Origin of the sequence: Agrobacterium sp. 10MFCol1.1 (genome assembly GCF_000381165.1) — a bacterium.
Classification (GTDB): domain Bacteria; phylum Pseudomonadota; class Alphaproteobacteria; order Rhizobiales; family Rhizobiaceae; genus Agrobacterium; species Agrobacterium tumefaciens.
Genome location: NZ_KB906072.1, coordinates 111,657 through 126,721 on the forward strand (window position 1 = coordinate 111,657; position 15,065 = coordinate 126,721).

At 59.4% G+C, this 15,065-nt stretch carries 16 protein-coding genes; 10 read left to right on the forward strand and 6 right to left on the reverse strand.

What is annotated here, in order from left to right:
- Positions 1 to 43 precede the first annotated feature (43 nt).
- The gene (locus tag F617_RS0100605) at positions 44 to 1,228 is read left to right on the forward strand and encodes an AI-2E family transporter (protein ID WP_003512001.1); all 1,185 of its coding nucleotides are present in this window, start codon (positions 44 to 46) and stop codon (positions 1,226 to 1,228) included.
- Positions 1,229 to 1,235: 7 nt separating this feature from the next.
- On the opposite strand, the gene F617_RS0100610 is transcribed toward F617_RS0100605, so the two are convergent.
- From F617_RS0100610 to F617_RS0100625, 4 genes are all read right to left on the reverse strand, one after another.
- Positions 1,236 to 2,312 carry a bifunctional transcriptional activator/DNA repair enzyme AdaA gene (locus F617_RS0100610; protein WP_019564111.1) on the reverse strand — a complete coding sequence of 359 codons (1,077 nt, stop codon included), beginning with the start codon at positions 2,310 to 2,312 and terminating at the stop codon, positions 1,236 to 1,238.
- Positions 2,313 to 2,428: 116 nt separating this feature from the next.
- Entirely contained in the window at positions 2,429 to 3,154 is a 726-nt protein-coding gene (locus F617_RS0100615; protein WP_019564112.1) for a polysaccharide deacetylase family protein, read from the reverse strand.
- A gap of 52 nt (positions 3,155 to 3,206) precedes the next feature.
- Positions 3,207 to 4,115, reverse strand: a complete 909-nt coding sequence (locus F617_RS0100620) for a dihydrodipicolinate synthase family protein (RefSeq protein WP_019564113.1) — start codon at positions 4,113 to 4,115, stop codon at positions 3,207 to 3,209.
- Positions 4,116 to 4,220: 105 nt separating this feature from the next.
- Positions 4,221 to 4,622, reverse strand: coding sequence for a DUF930 domain-containing protein (locus F617_RS0100625; protein ID WP_003511997.1), 402 nt, complete (start codon positions 4,620 to 4,622; stop codon positions 4,221 to 4,223).
- Positions 4,623 to 4,845: 223 nt separating this feature from the next.
- Here F617_RS0100625 and F617_RS0100630 point away from each other — a divergent pair, with 223 nt between their 5' ends.
- From F617_RS0100630 to F617_RS0100655, 5 genes are all read left to right on the forward strand, one after another.
- Positions 4,846 to 6,945 (forward strand): S9 family peptidase, encoded by a 2,100-nt coding sequence (locus F617_RS0100630; protein WP_026330605.1) that lies wholly within the window; start codon positions 4,846 to 4,848, stop codon positions 6,943 to 6,945.
- A gap of 495 nt (positions 6,946 to 7,440) precedes the next feature.
- Entirely contained in the window at positions 7,441 to 8,451 is a 1,011-nt protein-coding gene (locus F617_RS0100640; RefSeq protein ID WP_019564115.1) for an ABC transporter substrate-binding protein, read from the forward strand.
- A 264-nt stretch (positions 8,452 to 8,715) separates the two neighbouring features.
- Positions 8,716 to 9,624, forward strand: a complete 909-nt coding sequence (locus tag F617_RS0100645; protein ID WP_003511991.1) for a proline/glycine betaine ABC transporter permease — start codon at positions 8,716 to 8,718, stop codon at positions 9,622 to 9,624.
- On the forward strand, positions 9,617 to 10,723 hold the full coding sequence (locus F617_RS0100650; RefSeq protein WP_019564116.1) for a glycine betaine/L-proline ABC transporter ATP-binding protein: 1,107 nt from the start codon (positions 9,617 to 9,619) through the stop codon (positions 10,721 to 10,723). Before F617_RS0100645 ends, F617_RS0100650 begins: the two co-directional genes overlap by 8 nt.
- A 364-nt stretch (positions 10,724 to 11,087) precedes the next feature.
- The gene (locus tag F617_RS0100655) at positions 11,088 to 11,369 is read left to right on the forward strand and encodes a hypothetical protein (RefSeq protein WP_003511987.1); all 282 of its coding nucleotides are present in this window, start codon (positions 11,088 to 11,090) and stop codon (positions 11,367 to 11,369) included.
- 10 nt (positions 11,370 to 11,379) lie between these two features.
- Here F617_RS0100655 and dmeF read toward each other — a convergent pair whose 3' ends face one another.
- On the reverse strand, positions 11,380 to 12,402 hold the full coding sequence (gene dmeF, locus F617_RS0100660) for a CDF family Co(II)/Ni(II) efflux transporter DmeF (protein ID WP_019564117.1): 1,023 nt from the start codon (positions 12,400 to 12,402) through the stop codon (positions 11,380 to 11,382).
- Between the two features lie 81 nt (positions 12,403 to 12,483).
- Positions 12,484 to 12,756 carry a Ni(II)/Co(II)-sensing transcriptional repressor DmeR gene (gene dmeR / locus F617_RS0100665; RefSeq protein ID WP_003494395.1) on the reverse strand — a complete coding sequence of 91 codons (273 nt, stop codon included), beginning with the start codon at positions 12,754 to 12,756 and terminating at the stop codon, positions 12,484 to 12,486.
- A 127-nt stretch (positions 12,757 to 12,883) separates the two neighbouring features.
- Between dmeR and F617_RS0100670 the strand changes: the two genes are divergently transcribed.
- From F617_RS0100670 to F617_RS0100685, 4 genes are all read left to right on the forward strand, one after another.
- A complete protein-coding gene (locus F617_RS0100670; protein WP_019564118.1) occupies positions 12,884 to 13,237 on the forward strand; it encodes a hypothetical protein in 354 nt (117 codons plus the stop codon).
- Positions 13,238 to 13,333: 96 nt separating this feature from the next.
- Positions 13,334 to 13,747, forward strand: coding sequence for a helix-turn-helix domain-containing protein (locus tag F617_RS0100675; RefSeq protein WP_003511977.1), 414 nt, complete (start codon positions 13,334 to 13,336; stop codon positions 13,745 to 13,747).
- 205 nt (positions 13,748 to 13,952) lie between these two features.
- The gene (locus F617_RS0100680; protein WP_003511975.1) at positions 13,953 to 14,441 is read left to right on the forward strand and encodes a GNAT family N-acetyltransferase; all 489 of its coding nucleotides are present in this window, start codon (positions 13,953 to 13,955) and stop codon (positions 14,439 to 14,441) included.
- A 21-nt stretch (positions 14,442 to 14,462) separates the two neighbouring features.
- Positions 14,463 to 15,029, forward strand: coding sequence for a type 1 glutamine amidotransferase family protein (locus F617_RS0100685; RefSeq protein WP_019564119.1), 567 nt, complete (start codon positions 14,463 to 14,465; stop codon positions 15,027 to 15,029).
- The last annotated feature ends 36 nt before the right edge of the window (positions 15,030 to 15,065 follow it).

Genomic DNA, 15,065 nt, shown 5'->3' on the forward strand with positions numbered 1-15,065 from the left:
CCTCATTTTTCGAACGTTTGATGTCTTATTGGGGGACAGTTCGATGAATGAGAATGCCAGGCCGGAAAAAACCGGCATATTGGGCAATATCGGGCGGCGCGCCGCAAACGCTCCGTCGACGAAGGCCGACCCTTTCGAGGGTCTGGCGTCCGGCTCGCACCGTGACGACGCGCGCAGCCAGCAGCCGCTTGGCCGAGAAGCGCTCGATGTGGCCGTTGCATGGTCGGTTATCGGCATTTTTCTCGTCGTCATGATGGCGGTCATTCATGAATTGTCTCTGATCCTCATACCGGTGGTGCTGGCGATTGTCGTGGGCATGATCCTCGGCATCGCGGCGGAGAAGCTTAGTTCCTATGGCATTCCCGGAGCCGGTGTGGCGGTCATTCTCTCCGGCCTTGTCGCGGCCGTGATGTTTTTCGTGATCAATTCGCTGATCGACCCGTTGTCACAGCTCGCCTCCGAAGGACCAGCGCTGATCGAACGCAGTATGGACCGCTTCCTGCCCTATCTTCAAAGCATCCGATGGCTGAACATTTCGGCAGCGACCTTCAGCATGGGGTCGATTTCGATGGAATCGCTGATTTCGCGCAGCGGCGAGATAATTTCCCTGCTCGGTTCCAACGTCACCCCCGCAGTCGTTCAGGGCATGATCTTCCTCGCCGCGCTTTTGATGTTCCTCTACAGCCGCCTGCGGCTGCGCAAGGCGATCATCATGGCCTTTCCGGCCCGGCACCAGCGGCTGAGGGCCATTCGGATCATCGCTTCGGTGGAAGAAGTGCTCGGCACCTATTTTGCCACGGCAGCGCTGATCTATGCGGCGCTGGGCGTGACGATGGTGGCGATCGCATATTTCGGCGGGCTGGCCATGCCGCTTCTGTGGGGGCTTTTCGCCTTTCTCTCCAGCTTCGTGCCATTTCTCGGCATCACCGCCATGACGGTGTCGCTGGCGGTGGCAGGCATCATCACGCATGACAACATGGTGCTGGCGTTGCTGCCATCCGCGATCTTCTTCACCATTCACCTGTTGATGGAAAACCTGGCCTTTCCGGCAGTTGTGGGCCGCAACATGGAGATCAACCCCTTCCTCGTCTTCGTGATGATCATCTTCTGGACGTGGATGTGGGGTGCTGCGGGCGCCATGCTGGCACTGCCGCTGTCGCTGATCGCCATGACAGTAACGCGCGAGCTGTTTCCTTCACGCCGCATCGTTCCAAACCTGCCGGCCTGATGGCCGGTCAAGAGGCGAGAGGGATGCGGAGCTTATCGGCCATGCGCCGCTCGTGCTCGATCAGCCATTTCTTGCGCCACAGCCCACCGCCATACCCGGTCAGGCTGCCATCTGCGCCCAGCACCCGGTGGCAGGGAACGACGATGGCAATCTGGTTAGCGCCATTGGCGCGGGCGACGGCACGCACGGCGGATGGCCGTTGCATCGACGTCGCAAGCGAAGAATAGCTGACGATCTCTCCCGCCGGTATCTCCCGCAATGCGTGCCAGACATCGCGCTCGAAGGGTGTGCCGTGTCCGGCAAGCCGGGTTTCGAAGTCAGCCGAGTGCCCGGCGAAATAGGCCGCGAGTTCTGCTGCGATCTGGCCGGTGACCGGCGTCCTGCCCAGCACCATATCCGCGCCGGTGCGGGCCTTCAGCCGCTTCAATTCGGCCGGAAGCGCTGGACGGTCGGCAAATTCGAGAAGATGCAGGGCGTGATCATCGGCAACCACCAGCATCGGGCCGATCGGCGTGTCGATCCAGTCGCCCTTCAGGAACCCCTTGCCTTTCATGGCGGCGGGAGAGGTGCCGAAGAACTGGTTGATGGCCGAGCGGAAACCGCTGCCGGATTCATATCCGGCATCGATCTGCGCGCCGATCACGGCTTCTCCTGATGCGAGGCTTGTCGCCGCATCTCCCAGCCGCCGCAGCCTTGCGATTTCCAGAAAACTCATGCCGAAACGGCGTTTGAAGGTGCGACGCACGGTGGAAGGGTCATGGCCCATCGCCACCACATCGTCCTCACGCCAGCGCCGCGCCGGTTCGTTTTCCAGCGCCGTCAGAAGGGTGGTGACGGTTTCATCCGCCGTGCCATAGGAAAGCATCGGCTTGCAGCGCTTGCAGGGGCGGAAGCCAGCTTCCAGACATTCGGCGATGGTTTCGCGAAAGCGGCAGTTTTCGATCTTCGGCTTTCGCGCCGTACAGGTAAAGCGACAGAAGATCTTCGTCGAGGTCACGCACACATAGGCCACGCCCTCATAGGCGGGGTCCTTGTTCACAAGGGCGGAATATAGGGTTTCGGTGTCGGGGCGTTTGAACAGCATGGAAGGATGCTAGCGCAAATTTGCGCGGTATGCCGCCGAAAAACGGGCGTGGATGTGGGATGCTCATTTCCCTCGTTCCCGTGCTTGTTACAGGAATGAGGAGAGAGCCGCCCCGCTCAATTACCCGGCGGCGTAAACGACGGGTCGTCCAGCCTTGTGAACACCACGCCGCGGGCCTTCAGCGCCAGAAGGCCCCTCACCACGCCCTCACCCGCTTCGTGGGTGGGCTGGTTGATGTGGGAGATGATGACGTCGCCGTCCCTGGCCGAAGCGATGTGCTTTGCCGTGGCGGCCGCGCCCAGAAGCGAGCCGCCATCGCCATTGACGGAATAACCCGCCACCCGCATGCCTAGTCTATTGATGGTGGCCATGGACGAGGTGGTGTATTTCGCCGTCGCACCGCGAAACCATTGCGGTTGAAGACCGGTCATGGCGACAATTGCCTGCCTGCCGCCCTCGACCTCCTGCTCGACTGCCGCTTCCGAACCGGCAGCGGCAATGCCGTAGATGGCAACGGGCTTATCCACCGCTGGCACATGGTTCTCGCCGTGGTTTTCGATCTCGAAAAGATCCGGATGCGCCATCATTACGGCAAGCGCTTCGCTGTTGTGCTTCAGCCAGCGGGCAGTGACGAAGATCGTCGCCGGTATCTTTTCCTGCACCAGCGTATCGAGAATGCGATGGTCGGTCTTGCCCATGCAGGCGTCCAGAGTCATCGCCACCCGCACCCTGCCGTCATGCCTCGGCGTCATTTTCAGCGTCGGCTCGACGAGACCCGTCCCCGCGAAGGCGGCAGTGGAGAGCGACAGGAAGAGAGCGGCAAAGGGCAGGCTACGCAGCATTTTTCAGTTTCCGAAGGGTAAGATGTGGCAATCCGCCTGCAAAACGCCCGAATTATGGCGCGGCTTCCAGCGTGGACAGAGCGTTCAGCACCTCTTCCACCCGCTGGCGCTCTTCGCTGGTGAGCGACAGGATTGGCCGGGGCGGCTCGCATGCCGTTACCGACAAAGCGTTGGCGGCGGCGTAGACCACCCTGATACTGCCGAATTCCTTGAAGAGCGCCCAGAGCGGCTGGAAGGCCAGATCGAGCCTGCGCGTCTCCTCCGCATCCCCGGCCTGAGCGGCGCGCATCAACCGCAATGCCGGAACCGGCAGCAGGCCCGCAACGACGCTGTACCAGGCATCGCCACCGGCAAGCGTTGCTTCCGCACATCCCCAGTCGCCGCTGTAACCGATGGCGAAATCATCCGTCAGTTTCGGCCGCAGCCGCGCAAGCTCTCCCGCATAGTCGGAATCGGCCGGCAGCGGCATCTTTATGGCACGGATATTCGGGATATAGGCGAGCCTGACCAGAAGCTCATCGCTGAAGGAGAATCGCGTCGTCGTCGGGTTGTTGTAGATGGCGAGCGGCAAATCGGTTGCGCCGGCGACGGCGGCGAAATGGTGATAGGCCTCTTCCTGAGTCAGCGGCGTATAGGAAACGGGTGCCAGAAGCAGCGCATCGGCACCGGCAGCTTCGGCATCCTTCGCCAGCGCCACGGCCTCATCGGTACGCAATGCGCCGACGCCTGCCATCAATGTGCGCCTGCCCTTGAGGACGGCATGGGCTGCCTCGACCGCGCGCCGCCTCTCGGCACGCGACAGATACATATAGGTTCCGGTGCTGCCGAGAATACCGATGGAATCGACCTCCGCCGCATCCAGCCGCTCGACGAGGGCGGAAAAGGCTTGGCTATCCACCTGCCCGGCCTCGTCAGCGGGCGTGATCGGAAAAGCCGAAAGTCCCTTGAATTGCTTCGCCATGTTCTCGCCCCTCAATTCGATCGAAGGACAGCGTTACAGACCCATTGGCAGGGCGGCAAGAAAAGCGGGGTTTAAACCGGCGACCGCGGACGAAGAATTCCCCGATCAGTCATAAAGATACAACTTCTTCCACTGCTCTTCGGGAATCTTGTCGCCGACACGGTAATCGAAGGACTGGATGGAGAGGCTGTCGCTTTTCAGCTGGCACTTGTATTTGAGCTTGTACCATTCACCGGCGCTTCTGAAGACTGCACCCGACGCCTTGATCGAATTCTTGCCAACCTCGGGATCACCGAAGGTATAGGCAATGACCTTATCCGGCTTCATGCCCTTCTGCTCCGTCGCGATCCGCTCCATCGCCTCTATGTCGCAACGCTGCTCCAGACGCTCCTCGGGGGCGAGCACGTTCAGCTGCCGCATGACGTTGGCGTCTATTGCGAAAGCGGGTGTAGATGCCTGCAAGGCAAGGAAAAACGCAGAAAGAGCAGCGGGAAGAAACTTTCGCATGGGATCCTGTCAGTTTTCGTTTGTTCTTATCGATGCACGGCAGGCCGGTGGCAGGCGCGTATCATCGCTGATTTGCCGGATATTGCCAAAATGTGATCGAAAACTGACGAAATTGTGCCCAAGCCTCATTTCACCTGTGGAGATTTGAAACTTGATCGGTGGTGAGGGGCACTCTACATCTTGGGTGCCGCCCACGCATTTTTCATACGAAAGCGAGTTTCCCTTGCCGATTTTCAAGAACCTGCCCGCCGCCCCGACCGCCGAAAAACGGCCCGTCCAGGATACGCATCACGGCATCACCCGCACCGATGACTACGCATGGTTCCGGGCCGATAACTGGCAGGCCATGTTCAAGGACCCTACCCTGCTCGACCCAGCCATCCGCGCCCATCTGGAGGCCGAGAACGCCTATATGGAAGCCGCAATGGGCGACACCAAGGCGCTTCAGGAAAAGCTGTTCGAGGAGATGAAAGGCCGGATCAAGCAGGATGATTCCTCTGTTCCGGTCAACGATGGACCCTATGCCTATGGCACGCTGTTCGTGACCGGCGGCGAGCAACCGCATTATTTCCGCACCCCGCGTGATGGCGGCGAAAAGCACGTGCTGCTTGATGGCGACAGGGAAGCTGAAGGCAAGGATTATTTCCGTCTTGCCGGCCTCGACCAGTCTTCCGATCACAGTCACGGCATCTGGGGTTATGACGACAAGGGTTCGGAATATTTCACGCTGCGCATCCGTAATCTCGAAACCGGTGAAGACCTTGCCGATGTCGTGGAAAATACCGGCGGCGGCGGGGCATGGGCGCCTGACGGCAAGAGCTTTTTCTATACGCTGCAGGACGAAAACCACCGCCCCTCGAAGGTCTTCCACCACATCATCGGCGAGCCGCAGTCGGCCGACCGGCTGGTCTATGAGGAAAAGGACCCCGGCTTCTTCATGGGCGTTGGCGCGTCCGTGCTCGACGACTTCATCTTCATCGACATTCACGACCATGAGACCAGCGAATACCGCATTCTTTCCACCAAGGACCTGATGGCCGAGCCTGTCGTGGTTGCGGAGCGCGAGGAAGGTATCGAATATTCGATGTGTGAAGGCGGCGATGTCTTCTACATCCTCACCAATGACGGCGATGCCAAGGATTTTCGCATCATGGAAGCGCCGGTTACCGCGCCGGGCAAGGAAAACTGGAAGGAGGTCGTGCCGCATGAGCCGGGTCGCCTCATTCTCTCCGTCGATGCCTATGCCCGCCATCTGATCTGGCTGGAGCGCCGCGACGGCCTGCCGCGCATCGTTATCCGCGATCGCCGCACGGGCGAGGAACATTCCATCGCCTTTGCCGAGGAAGCCTATTCGCTTGGCCTGCATGGCGCTGCAGAATACGACACCGATGTCATCCGCTTCTCCTACTCCTCGATGACGACGCCGAGCCAGTTGTTCGACTACAATATGGTGACGCGCGACCGCACGCTGCTGAAAACGCAGGAAGTGCCTTCCGGCCATAATCCCGACGATTACATTACCCGCCGCATCATGGCGCCTGCCCATGACGGCGAGTTGGTGCCGGTCTCGCTGCTTTACCGCAAGGATGTGGCGCTCGACGGTTCGGCCCCCTGCCTGCTTTATGGCTACGGCGCCTATGGCATCACCATCCCCGCTTCCTTCTCCACCACAACGCTGTCTTTGGCAGACCGTGGCTTCATCTATGCCATCGCCCACATTCGCGGCGGCAAGGACAAGGGTTTCGAGTGGTATGAAACCGGCAAGATGAAAGACAAACAGAACACGTTTAAGGATTTCATCGCGGCTGCCGATCATCTGGTCAAGGAAGGCTTTACCTCCTACGATCGCATTATCGCGGAAGGCGGTTCGGCAGGGGGAATGCTGATGGGCGCCGTCGCCAACATGGCCCCGGAAAAATTTGCCGGCATCATCGCTGCGGTTCCCTTCGTGGACGTACTGACGACCATGCTTGATGACACGCTGCCGCTAACCCCGCCGGAATGGCCGGAATGGGGCAATCCGCTGGAATCGGAAGAGGAATATCAGTGGATCGCCGCCTACAGCCCCTATGACAATGTCGGGGAAAAGCCCTATCCGCCGCTGCTTGCGCTTTCCGGCCTCACCGACCCGCGCGTGACCTATTGGGAACCGACCAAATGGGTGGCGAAACTGCGCGAAAAGACGACGGGGGAAGCCCCGATCCTGCTCAAGACCAACATGGCGGCTGGCCATGGAGGCAAGTCGGGCCGTTTCCAGCGGCTGGAAGAAATTGCCTTCGAATATGCCTTCGCACTGAAGGTCGCGGGCAAGGACACCGTCTGACACGCTGAATGCAGAAACGGGCGGCGATCCAATCGTCGCCCGATCTTATTTTGGACGAAAATACCTGCAAAAATCTCGTTATTGAATATTTTTTCCACAAATTATCATACGCATCTTTTATTTAAATAACATCTTTATCGACATTGAATTTTTATTTCCGGTTGCTGCAACTCATAATATATCTTCCGCAAACGCAAATAATTCCCATGTATTACGTCACCGGAAAAAATGTTCCGGAAATCGAACGCATGGCTGCGTTGCGCCATTTCGCATTGCAATATCACTTTTCGGCCGTATTATCCGGGCCGTTGACATATTCATGCGCCTTTTCGCCGCCTTTCTCGCGGCAATCCTGCAGCACGTCTTGCGGATAATCTTATCGCCGGATTTTTTCGGCTTTTTCATGCGCCATGTCAGTTCGCCCTTGGCAATCCGGGCTTTGCAGTGCTCCCGCTTTGCCAATTGAAAACACTGCATCAGACTTGGAGGTCTCCCATGAAGAAACTCCTAGCCTCGACCATTCTCGTAACGGGCTTTACCATCGCTGCCGGTGCAGCAAATTCCGCCAACGCCGCAGAAACATGTGGCAGCGTCACCATCGCCGAAATGAACTGGGCATCCGCCGGTGTTGCGGCTTACGTCGACAAGTTCATCATGGAAAACGGCTATGATTGCACGGTCAACGTCATTAGCGGCGACACCACTCCCACATTCACCTCCATGAATGAAAAGGGCCAGCCGGATATGGCGCCCGAAATGTGGGTGAATACCCTTGGCGCCCCCTATGAGGACGCCGTCAAGAAGGGCAACCTGATCCAGGAAAGCAAAATCCTGAGTGAAGGTGGCGTTGAAGGCTGGTGGATTCCCAAATATCTCGCCGACGAACACCCCGATATCAAGACAGTTGAGGACGCACTCAAGCATCCCGAGCTTTTCCCCGCGCCGGAAGACGCCAGCAAGGGTGCCGTGTTTGGCTGCCCGCCGGGCTGGGGCTGCCAGCCAACGACCGCCAACCTGTTCAAGGCACGCAAGGCCGACGAGAAGGGCTTCGCCCTGATCGATACCGGCTCCGCAGCAGGCCTCGATGGCTCGATCTCCAATGCCTATGAGAAAAAGCAGGGCTGGCTCGGCTATTACTGGTCCCCGACGGCCATTCTTGGCAAGTACGACATGGTGAAACTGGACGATGGCGTGGCACTCGACCGCGAGGCCTACGACAATTGCATCGCCAAGCCTGATTGCGCCGATCCCAAGCCAAACGCCTATCCGGTGGCAGAGGTATTCACTGTTGTCACCAAGGATTTCGCCGAGAAGGCCGGTCCTTCCATCGACTATATCCGCAAGCGGCAGTGGGACAACGAGACCGTCGCCAAGGTTCTTGCCTGGATGGATGAAAACCAGGGCACCAACGAAGACGGCGCGGAATATTTCCTCGAGAACAACGAGGATATCTGGACGAAGTGGGTTTCGCCCGAGGTGGCGGAGAAGATCAAGGCTTCGATGTAACGCATCCGCAGGAGGGAAAAGCTTGGGTTTGTATCCGTAGCTTACCCCCCCTCTGCCCTGCCGGGCATCTCCCCCTCAAGGGGGGAGATCGACCAGCGGCAAGGCCTCGCTCCACTCCAACCTAGCGGATGAAGCGATGTGGCGCGTCTTGCCGATCTCCCCCCTTGAGGGGGAGATGTCCGGCAGGACAGAGGGGGGTGCCCGCACGCTCCAGCGACTCCATTCTTCCTCCCATTCATCCAAACCAAAGGGAAAACAACAATAATGGCCCTCTGTAACTATCTGCCGGATATGCTGTGCAAGTTTCCGGCCATCGATAACGGCACGATGCGTGTGGCACGCAAGACCATCGATGACGGTTTTCGCGATATCGTGCGCAATTACGGCGATGCGATCGATGTGATCGTGCATCCGCTGCAGCTCTTTCTCAACTCCTCGGAGCGGCTGTTCATCCAGACCCCGTGGATCGTCACTATGCTGGTCATTCTGGCGATCGTGCATCTGGCCGGGCGCAGCTTCAAGATCACCGGTGGCACGGCCATCTCCCTGCTCATGATCGGCGCAGTCGGCCTCTGGCGCGACGCCATGACGACGCTTTCCATCGTCGCCATCGCCACGCTGATCGCCATCGTCATCGGCCTGCCGCTCGGCATTTTGATGGGACGCTCCGAACGGTTGCAGCGTATCATCAATCCCGTGCTCGACGTGATGCAGACCCTGCCAAGCTTCGTTTATCTCATCCCAGTGGTGGTGATTTTCGGCATCGGCAAGGTACCGGGCCTGATCGCAGTGGTGATCTACGCCATTCCGCCCGTCATCCGCCTGACCAGCCTCGGCATCCGCCTGGTAGACCGGGAAGTGCTGGAAGCCGCCGATGCCTTCGGCTCCTCCAACGGCCAGAAGCTGTTCAATGTGCAGCTGCCGCTGGCGTTGCCCACCATCATGACCGGCATCAACCAGACCATCATGATGGCACTCGCCATGGTCGTCGTCGCCTCCATGGTCGGTGTCGGCGGGCTCGGCAAGAATGTGCTGCAGGCCATCAACAACCAGTTTTTCACGGTGGGCTTCCTGAACGGTTTCGCTCTGGTCGCCATCGCCATCATGTTCGACCGGGCAAGCCAGGCTTTCGGCAAGCGCCTGCAGAAATACCGCGAGGTCTCCCATGGCTAAAAGCATTGAAATCAGGAATCTTTACAAGATCTTCGGCAAGCATCCCGAGAAATATCTCGAAGCGGTGCGATCAGGCATGGACAAGGTCGAGCTGAACGACAAACACAACCATGTGCTCGGTCTCAACAACATCAACATCACCATGCCGGGCGGCAAGATCACCGTGGTCATGGGGCTTTCCGGTTCCGGCAAGTCGACGCTGATCCGCCACATCAACCGGCTGATCGACCCGACCGCAGGTGAGGTTCTCTACGACGGCGAGGACATTTGCGACATGAGCACTTCGGCGCTGCGGAAATTCCGCCGTCACAAAACGGCGATGGTGTTCCAGAAATTCGGCCTCCTGCCGCATCGCACCGTGCTGGAAAACAGCGTCTACGGCCTCGATATTCAGGGCATGCCACGCAAGGACAGCGAAGAGAAAGGCCGTTACTGGCTGGATCGTGTCAGTCTTGCCGGCTATGAGGATTATTATCCGAACCAGCTTTCCGGCGGCATGCAGCAGCGTGTCGGCCTTGCCCGCGCGCTTGCCAACGATGCCGATATTCTCCTGATGGACGAGGCCTATTCGGCTCTCGATCCGCTGATCCGTGTCGATATGCAGACGATGCTGCTCGACCTTCAGCAGGAGCTGAAAAAGACCGTGGTGTTCATCACTCACGATCTGGATGAGGCTTTGCGACTCGGCGACCACATTGCCATTCTGAAAGACGGCGAAGTGGTGCAGCAGGGCGACGGCCAGAGCATCATCCTTTCCCCTGCGGATGGTTACGTCACCGACTTCGTGCGCGACGTCAACCGCAGCCGCGTGCTTCAGGCCACCACCGTGATGGAACCGCTGACGGCGAAACCCGAGGGCATGTCGGTGCCGGAAAACGCGACACTGGAAACCATCGCCCGCGATATGTCGGAGGCGAACGAAACCAGCGCCCATGTGGTGGATGAAGACGGCAAGCCAGTCGGCGCCATCGGCCTCGACACGCTGGTGGCGGCGATGGTCACGCCGGCACCTCAGGAGACGGAGGCCGGGGTGGCAGTCGTGGAGGAAGCGGAAAAAATCCCGGAACCGGCGGCGCCTGTGGAAAAGGAAACTGCGTAATCCGGCACCAACAGGATTTGCCTTTCTTTCAGAGGACCGAAAAAGCCCCAGCCCCGCTGCGCAAAAGACATCGGAGCTGCCTGGCCGCGTCCAAACTCTTTCGTCATACCGGCCTAGAGCCGGTATGACGGGAGTGGGGTGTTTGGCGCCAGAGTTTGAGCGGCACAACAGGGTCGCCATGGCGAGCACGACGCGAAGTGTGGGCAAGGCCGGTAACGCCCGCCTTCCCATCCAACCATGCAAAAACGAAGCACCCCTTTGCCACGTGTCAAGCCGGGAACGACATTGCAATGCAGCAAGCGCAAGCTTCGGGCAAGCCGCCGCCGTTAACCATTTGTTAACTTTTGAACGCGGAATCACTGGCATGCAGATCGAAAGCAATATTGGCGGATACAATTATCAGGCTCGTGTCCGCGACATCGAAAAACCCGGCAGCGCGCAGAGCGCGCCCGAGGAACAGGCCGTTAAACGCGGCCCCGGCAACCCGACCGTTTCCAGCACCGTTCTTTCCCGTTCGCTGGCCAACGTGCTGTGGGCCGTCGGCAATGGCAGCGCGCCCGCCCACACGCAGGCTGCGACCTCCGCCGAGGACAAGGCAGAAGCGCAGGCCGAATGGGTGCGCAGCGCCTATTCCGAATACGAATAGATGATTCCGATCAGGCCCTTGCCGGGCTGACCTCCACCGTTACATGTGAGAGTTCATGTATGGCTGCAAGCTTCTGCTTGTAGAAAGCCGGCGCCTTCGGCACCTGCGAGTGGATGGCGACAATGGCAGCGTGATGCCCCGGCCCCACCTGCCAGACGTGCAGGTCGGTGATGCGATCTTCTTCCGTTTCCACGCTTTCACGGATTTCCTGCGGCAAGTCCTCCGTCAGCGGAACCGCATCCACCAGCGTCGTTGCCGTGGAGCGAATGAGTCCCCATGACCAGCGGGCAATCACCACACCGCCGACAATACCCATCAACGGATCGAGGAAGGACCAGCCGTTCCACTTGCCGAGCAGCAGCGCGACAATGGCGAGAACGGAAGTCAACGCATCGGCGAGTACATGCAGATAGGCTGCGCGCAGATTATTGTCCCTGCCGCCCTTCGCACCGTGCTCGCCGTGATGCGCGTGCGAGCCGTGATCGTGATGGGCGTGGCTGCCATGGCCGTGATGGGCATGCGAACCATGTGCGTGACCATGGCCGTGGCCGTGATCGTGATCGTGATCGTGGTCATCCTTCAACAGCACGGCGCTGACGAGATTGACGATAAGACCGATGACGGCGACGAGGATCGCCTGATTGAAGTCTATCTGAACAGGATTGAAAAGCCGCATCGCACTTTCGACGGCGATGAGCAGCGCCACCACCGCCAGCACGATGGCGCTGGCAAAACCGGCGAGATCACCGAACTTGCCGGTGCCGAAGGTGAAGCGCGGATTGCGCGCCTCGCGCCGGGCATATAGATAGGCCAGCGCCGAGATGAGCATTGCGCCCGCATGGGTGGACATGTGCCAGCCATCCGCCGTCAGCGCCATGGAACCGAACCAGTGGCCGGCGACGATCTCCGCCACCATCATGACTGTGGTCAGCGCAATCACCATCCACACGCGCTTTTCATTGCGCTCATGGTTACGGCCTAAGAAAACATGGTCGTGGCCGGACGCTGCGGGAAATTCGGATGTCGTCGTCATGTCGCTAATCCTGTTCGATCCTGGAATATTCTGTTTCACGCATGTCTTTTCCCAAAGCCGCGGACACTTTTGGGAGAGAGGTTAGCGGATGTAGGTCTTCAGCACCTGGGCCAGCTCTTCCGCCGCACGCGCCCGCTCGTCTTCATTTTCGGCGTGCACGACGTGCTCATGCAGATGTTCCTGCATCACCTCCCCCGTCAGGCCGGAAAGCGCACCGCGCACCGAGGCCAGCAATTGCAGCACCTCGCCGCAGGGCTTGGAATCGTCCAGGGCACGCTCCACCGCCTCCATCTGCCCCTTGAGGCGACGGATACGAGCGAGAAGCTTCTCCTTGTTGCGGATCGTATGGGACATGAGTACCTCATATACTATAGGGGGGTATACTATATTGCGACGTTTTTTGGTTCAAGCCCTGCGCGACGCAATCTTCGCGAATGTTTCGACCCCTAAAAATACCCCATGAAACTTAGGGGACTCAGTCATGACGACTATCGCAGCAACAACCAGCAGCTATTACGCAACTCCGGTCCGGACCCTTGAGCCGACAAAGACCAGGGAAACAAATGCGACCACCGAGGCCCTGCTGGAACTGACACGGGCGGCACACCGCGCGATTTCCAGCGCCGAGAGCGTTGCCGTTTCCGCCACACCTGCCGCCGCCAGCGTTTCCGCCGGCCTTGCCGCAGCACTTTGGAACCTGGACAGCGGCGCACAGGCCAGAACCGAACCGGCGGTAGATATCGCCGCATCAGCGCAGCCTGACGCCGCCGCCAGCATCGAGACAGAAGTTCTCAAAGCCCTGGCGCAGGCACTCGGCGTGGATGCCGCCGCCTGACACCCATTGAACGGCAGGCTGAAAAGCTATATCTCTAGAGACTAGAGCATCCGGTTCGTTCTTGTCCCGGCTGCTCTTGAGGATATGGAGAAGGCAATGCTGTCCATCGGTGAATTGTCCAAACGTACCGGCGTGAAGGTTCCGACGATCCGCTATTATGAGCAGATGGGCCTCATCCGCGAGGCAGACCGCTCGGAAGGCAACCAGCGCCGTTACGAAAAATCCGATCTCGAAAGGCTGGCTTTCATCCGCCATGCCCGCGATATCGGGCTCAATATCGACGCCATCAGAGAATTGATCGCGCTCAGCCAGCACCGGCAAATGCCGTGCGAGGGTGCGGACCGCATTGCCGCCGAACACCTCGCCCATGTGCGCGAAAAAATCACCAGCCTCAAGAAGCTCGAGCATGAGCTGGAACGTATCGTCTCCCATTGCCATGGTCATTCGATCGAGGATTGTTACGTCATCCGCGCACTTTCCGACCATGGCATGTGCGAAGGGGAGCATTGAGGCTGAAGAGCAGGCTTGACAGATTTCAGATTCGAGCGCATTGCATGGACATGATCAACGAACGCGCACCCATCTCCTGCTCGTACTTTTGGGCCTACCTGTAAAGGGCGGCTCGACAGATCATTTTGTCAACAAGCCGCCGTCAGGCGGCTTTGTTGTTTTTCAAGCGTCCTGACGGCACCGATAAAACCGAAGGACCAGAAAAATGACCGAAGACAGTTCCCTTACATTGGAAAGACCGCCCGTCGTCATCATTCGTGGCGCACGCAAGACCGATTTGCCTGAGCTCAATGAGATGATCACCCTGCTTGCCACCTTTCATGGCGATGCGGCGGCGATTACGCCGGCGAAACTGGAACGCGACCTGTTCGGCCCGCTTCCCTGGGTGCATGGGCTGGTGGCGGAAGCCGACGGCGCATTGATCGGTTACGCCCTGATGCTGCCGCTCTACAGGGCGCAGGAAGGCCGCCGCGGGCTTGAGCTACACCATCTTTTCGTGCGTGACGGTCACCGCGGCCATGGCACCGGCCAGCACCTGGTTTCCCGCGCCCGCGATATCGCCAAGCGCCTCGGTTGCGACTATCTTTCCGTCAGCGCCACGACCGGCAATGTCGCCGCGCATCGTTTCTACGAAAGCATGGATTTCGCGCCGCGCCCGGTCACCGGCATGCGCTACATGCAGTCTATCGCCTGATTGCAACCTTCGGAGACGGTCATGACACGGATTGCCATTGCGCTTGCGCAGGATTTTGCGGACTGGGAACCGGCGCTGCTTGCCGCCGCCGCGCGCGGCTATCTCGGCGTCGAGATCGTTTACGCAACCCCGGATGGCCGGCCCGTGGTTTCAATGGGCGGGCTCAACGTTACGCCCGACACATCCTATGATGCGCTTGATCCTGCTAACATCGATGCGCTCGTCATTCCCGGCGGTCTCAGCTGGGAAAAGGGAACGGCTGCCGATCTTGGCGGGCTGGTACAGCGGTTTCGCGAGAAGGGCCGGCTGGTTGCCGGCATCTGCGCGGCTGCCAGCGCGCTTGCCGGCACGGGCGCCCTTGATGACGTCGCCCATACCGGCAATTCGCTCGCCTCTCACAAGGCCTATCCGTCCTATCGCGGTGAAGCGCTCTATCGCGACCAGCCGAAGGCGGTCAGCGATGGCGGCATCGTAACCGCAGCCGGCAGTGCACCCGTCAGTTTCGCAGTGGAAATTCTGAAACACCTCGGCCTCTTTGGTCCGGAAGCCGAGGCGGAACTTCAGGTTTTTGCGGCGGAGCACCGGTAAGGCTCACCTTGGTGTCGAGAGTTTTGCGGATCCTCT

Bases quoted from the DNA above. Each gene is read 5' to 3' on its own strand.
- F617_RS0100605 (WP_003512001.1), top strand. From the start codon at position 44: ATGAATGAGAATGCCAGGCCGGAAAAAACCGGCATATTGGGCAATATC.
- F617_RS0100610 (WP_019564111.1), bottom strand. From the start codon at position 2,312: ATGCTGTTCAAACGCCCCGACACCGAAACCCTATATTCCGCCCTTGTG.
- F617_RS0100615 (WP_019564112.1), bottom strand. From the start codon at position 3,154: ATGCTGCGTAGCCTGCCCTTTGCCGCTCTCTTCCTGTCGCTCTCCACT.
- F617_RS0100620 (WP_019564113.1), bottom strand. From the start codon at position 4,115: ATGGCGAAGCAATTCAAGGGACTTTCGGCTTTTCCGATCACGCCCGCT.
- F617_RS0100625 (WP_003511997.1), bottom strand. From the start codon at position 4,622: ATGCGAAAGTTTCTTCCCGCTGCTCTTTCTGCGTTTTTCCTTGCCTTG.
- F617_RS0100640 (WP_019564115.1), top strand. From the start codon at position 7,441: ATGAAGAAACTCCTAGCCTCGACCATTCTCGTAACGGGCTTTACCATC.
- F617_RS0100645 (WP_003511991.1), top strand. From the start codon at position 8,716: ATGGCCCTCTGTAACTATCTGCCGGATATGCTGTGCAAGTTTCCGGCC.
- F617_RS0100650 (WP_019564116.1), top strand. From the start codon at position 9,617: ATGGCTAAAAGCATTGAAATCAGGAATCTTTACAAGATCTTCGGCAAG.
- F617_RS0100655 (WP_003511987.1), top strand. From the start codon at position 11,088: ATGCAGATCGAAAGCAATATTGGCGGATACAATTATCAGGCTCGTGTC.
- dmeF (WP_019564117.1), bottom strand. From the start codon at position 12,402: ATGACGACGACATCCGAATTTCCCGCAGCGTCCGGCCACGACCATGTT.
- dmeR (WP_003494395.1), bottom strand. From the start codon at position 12,756: ATGTCCCATACGATCCGCAACAAGGAGAAGCTTCTCGCTCGTATCCGT.
- F617_RS0100670 (WP_019564118.1), top strand. From the start codon at position 12,884: ATGACGACTATCGCAGCAACAACCAGCAGCTATTACGCAACTCCGGTC.
- F617_RS0100675 (WP_003511977.1), top strand. From the start codon at position 13,334: ATGCTGTCCATCGGTGAATTGTCCAAACGTACCGGCGTGAAGGTTCCG.
- F617_RS0100680 (WP_003511975.1), top strand. From the start codon at position 13,953: ATGACCGAAGACAGTTCCCTTACATTGGAAAGACCGCCCGTCGTCATC.
- F617_RS0100685 (WP_019564119.1), top strand. From the start codon at position 14,463: ATGACACGGATTGCCATTGCGCTTGCGCAGGATTTTGCGGACTGGGAA.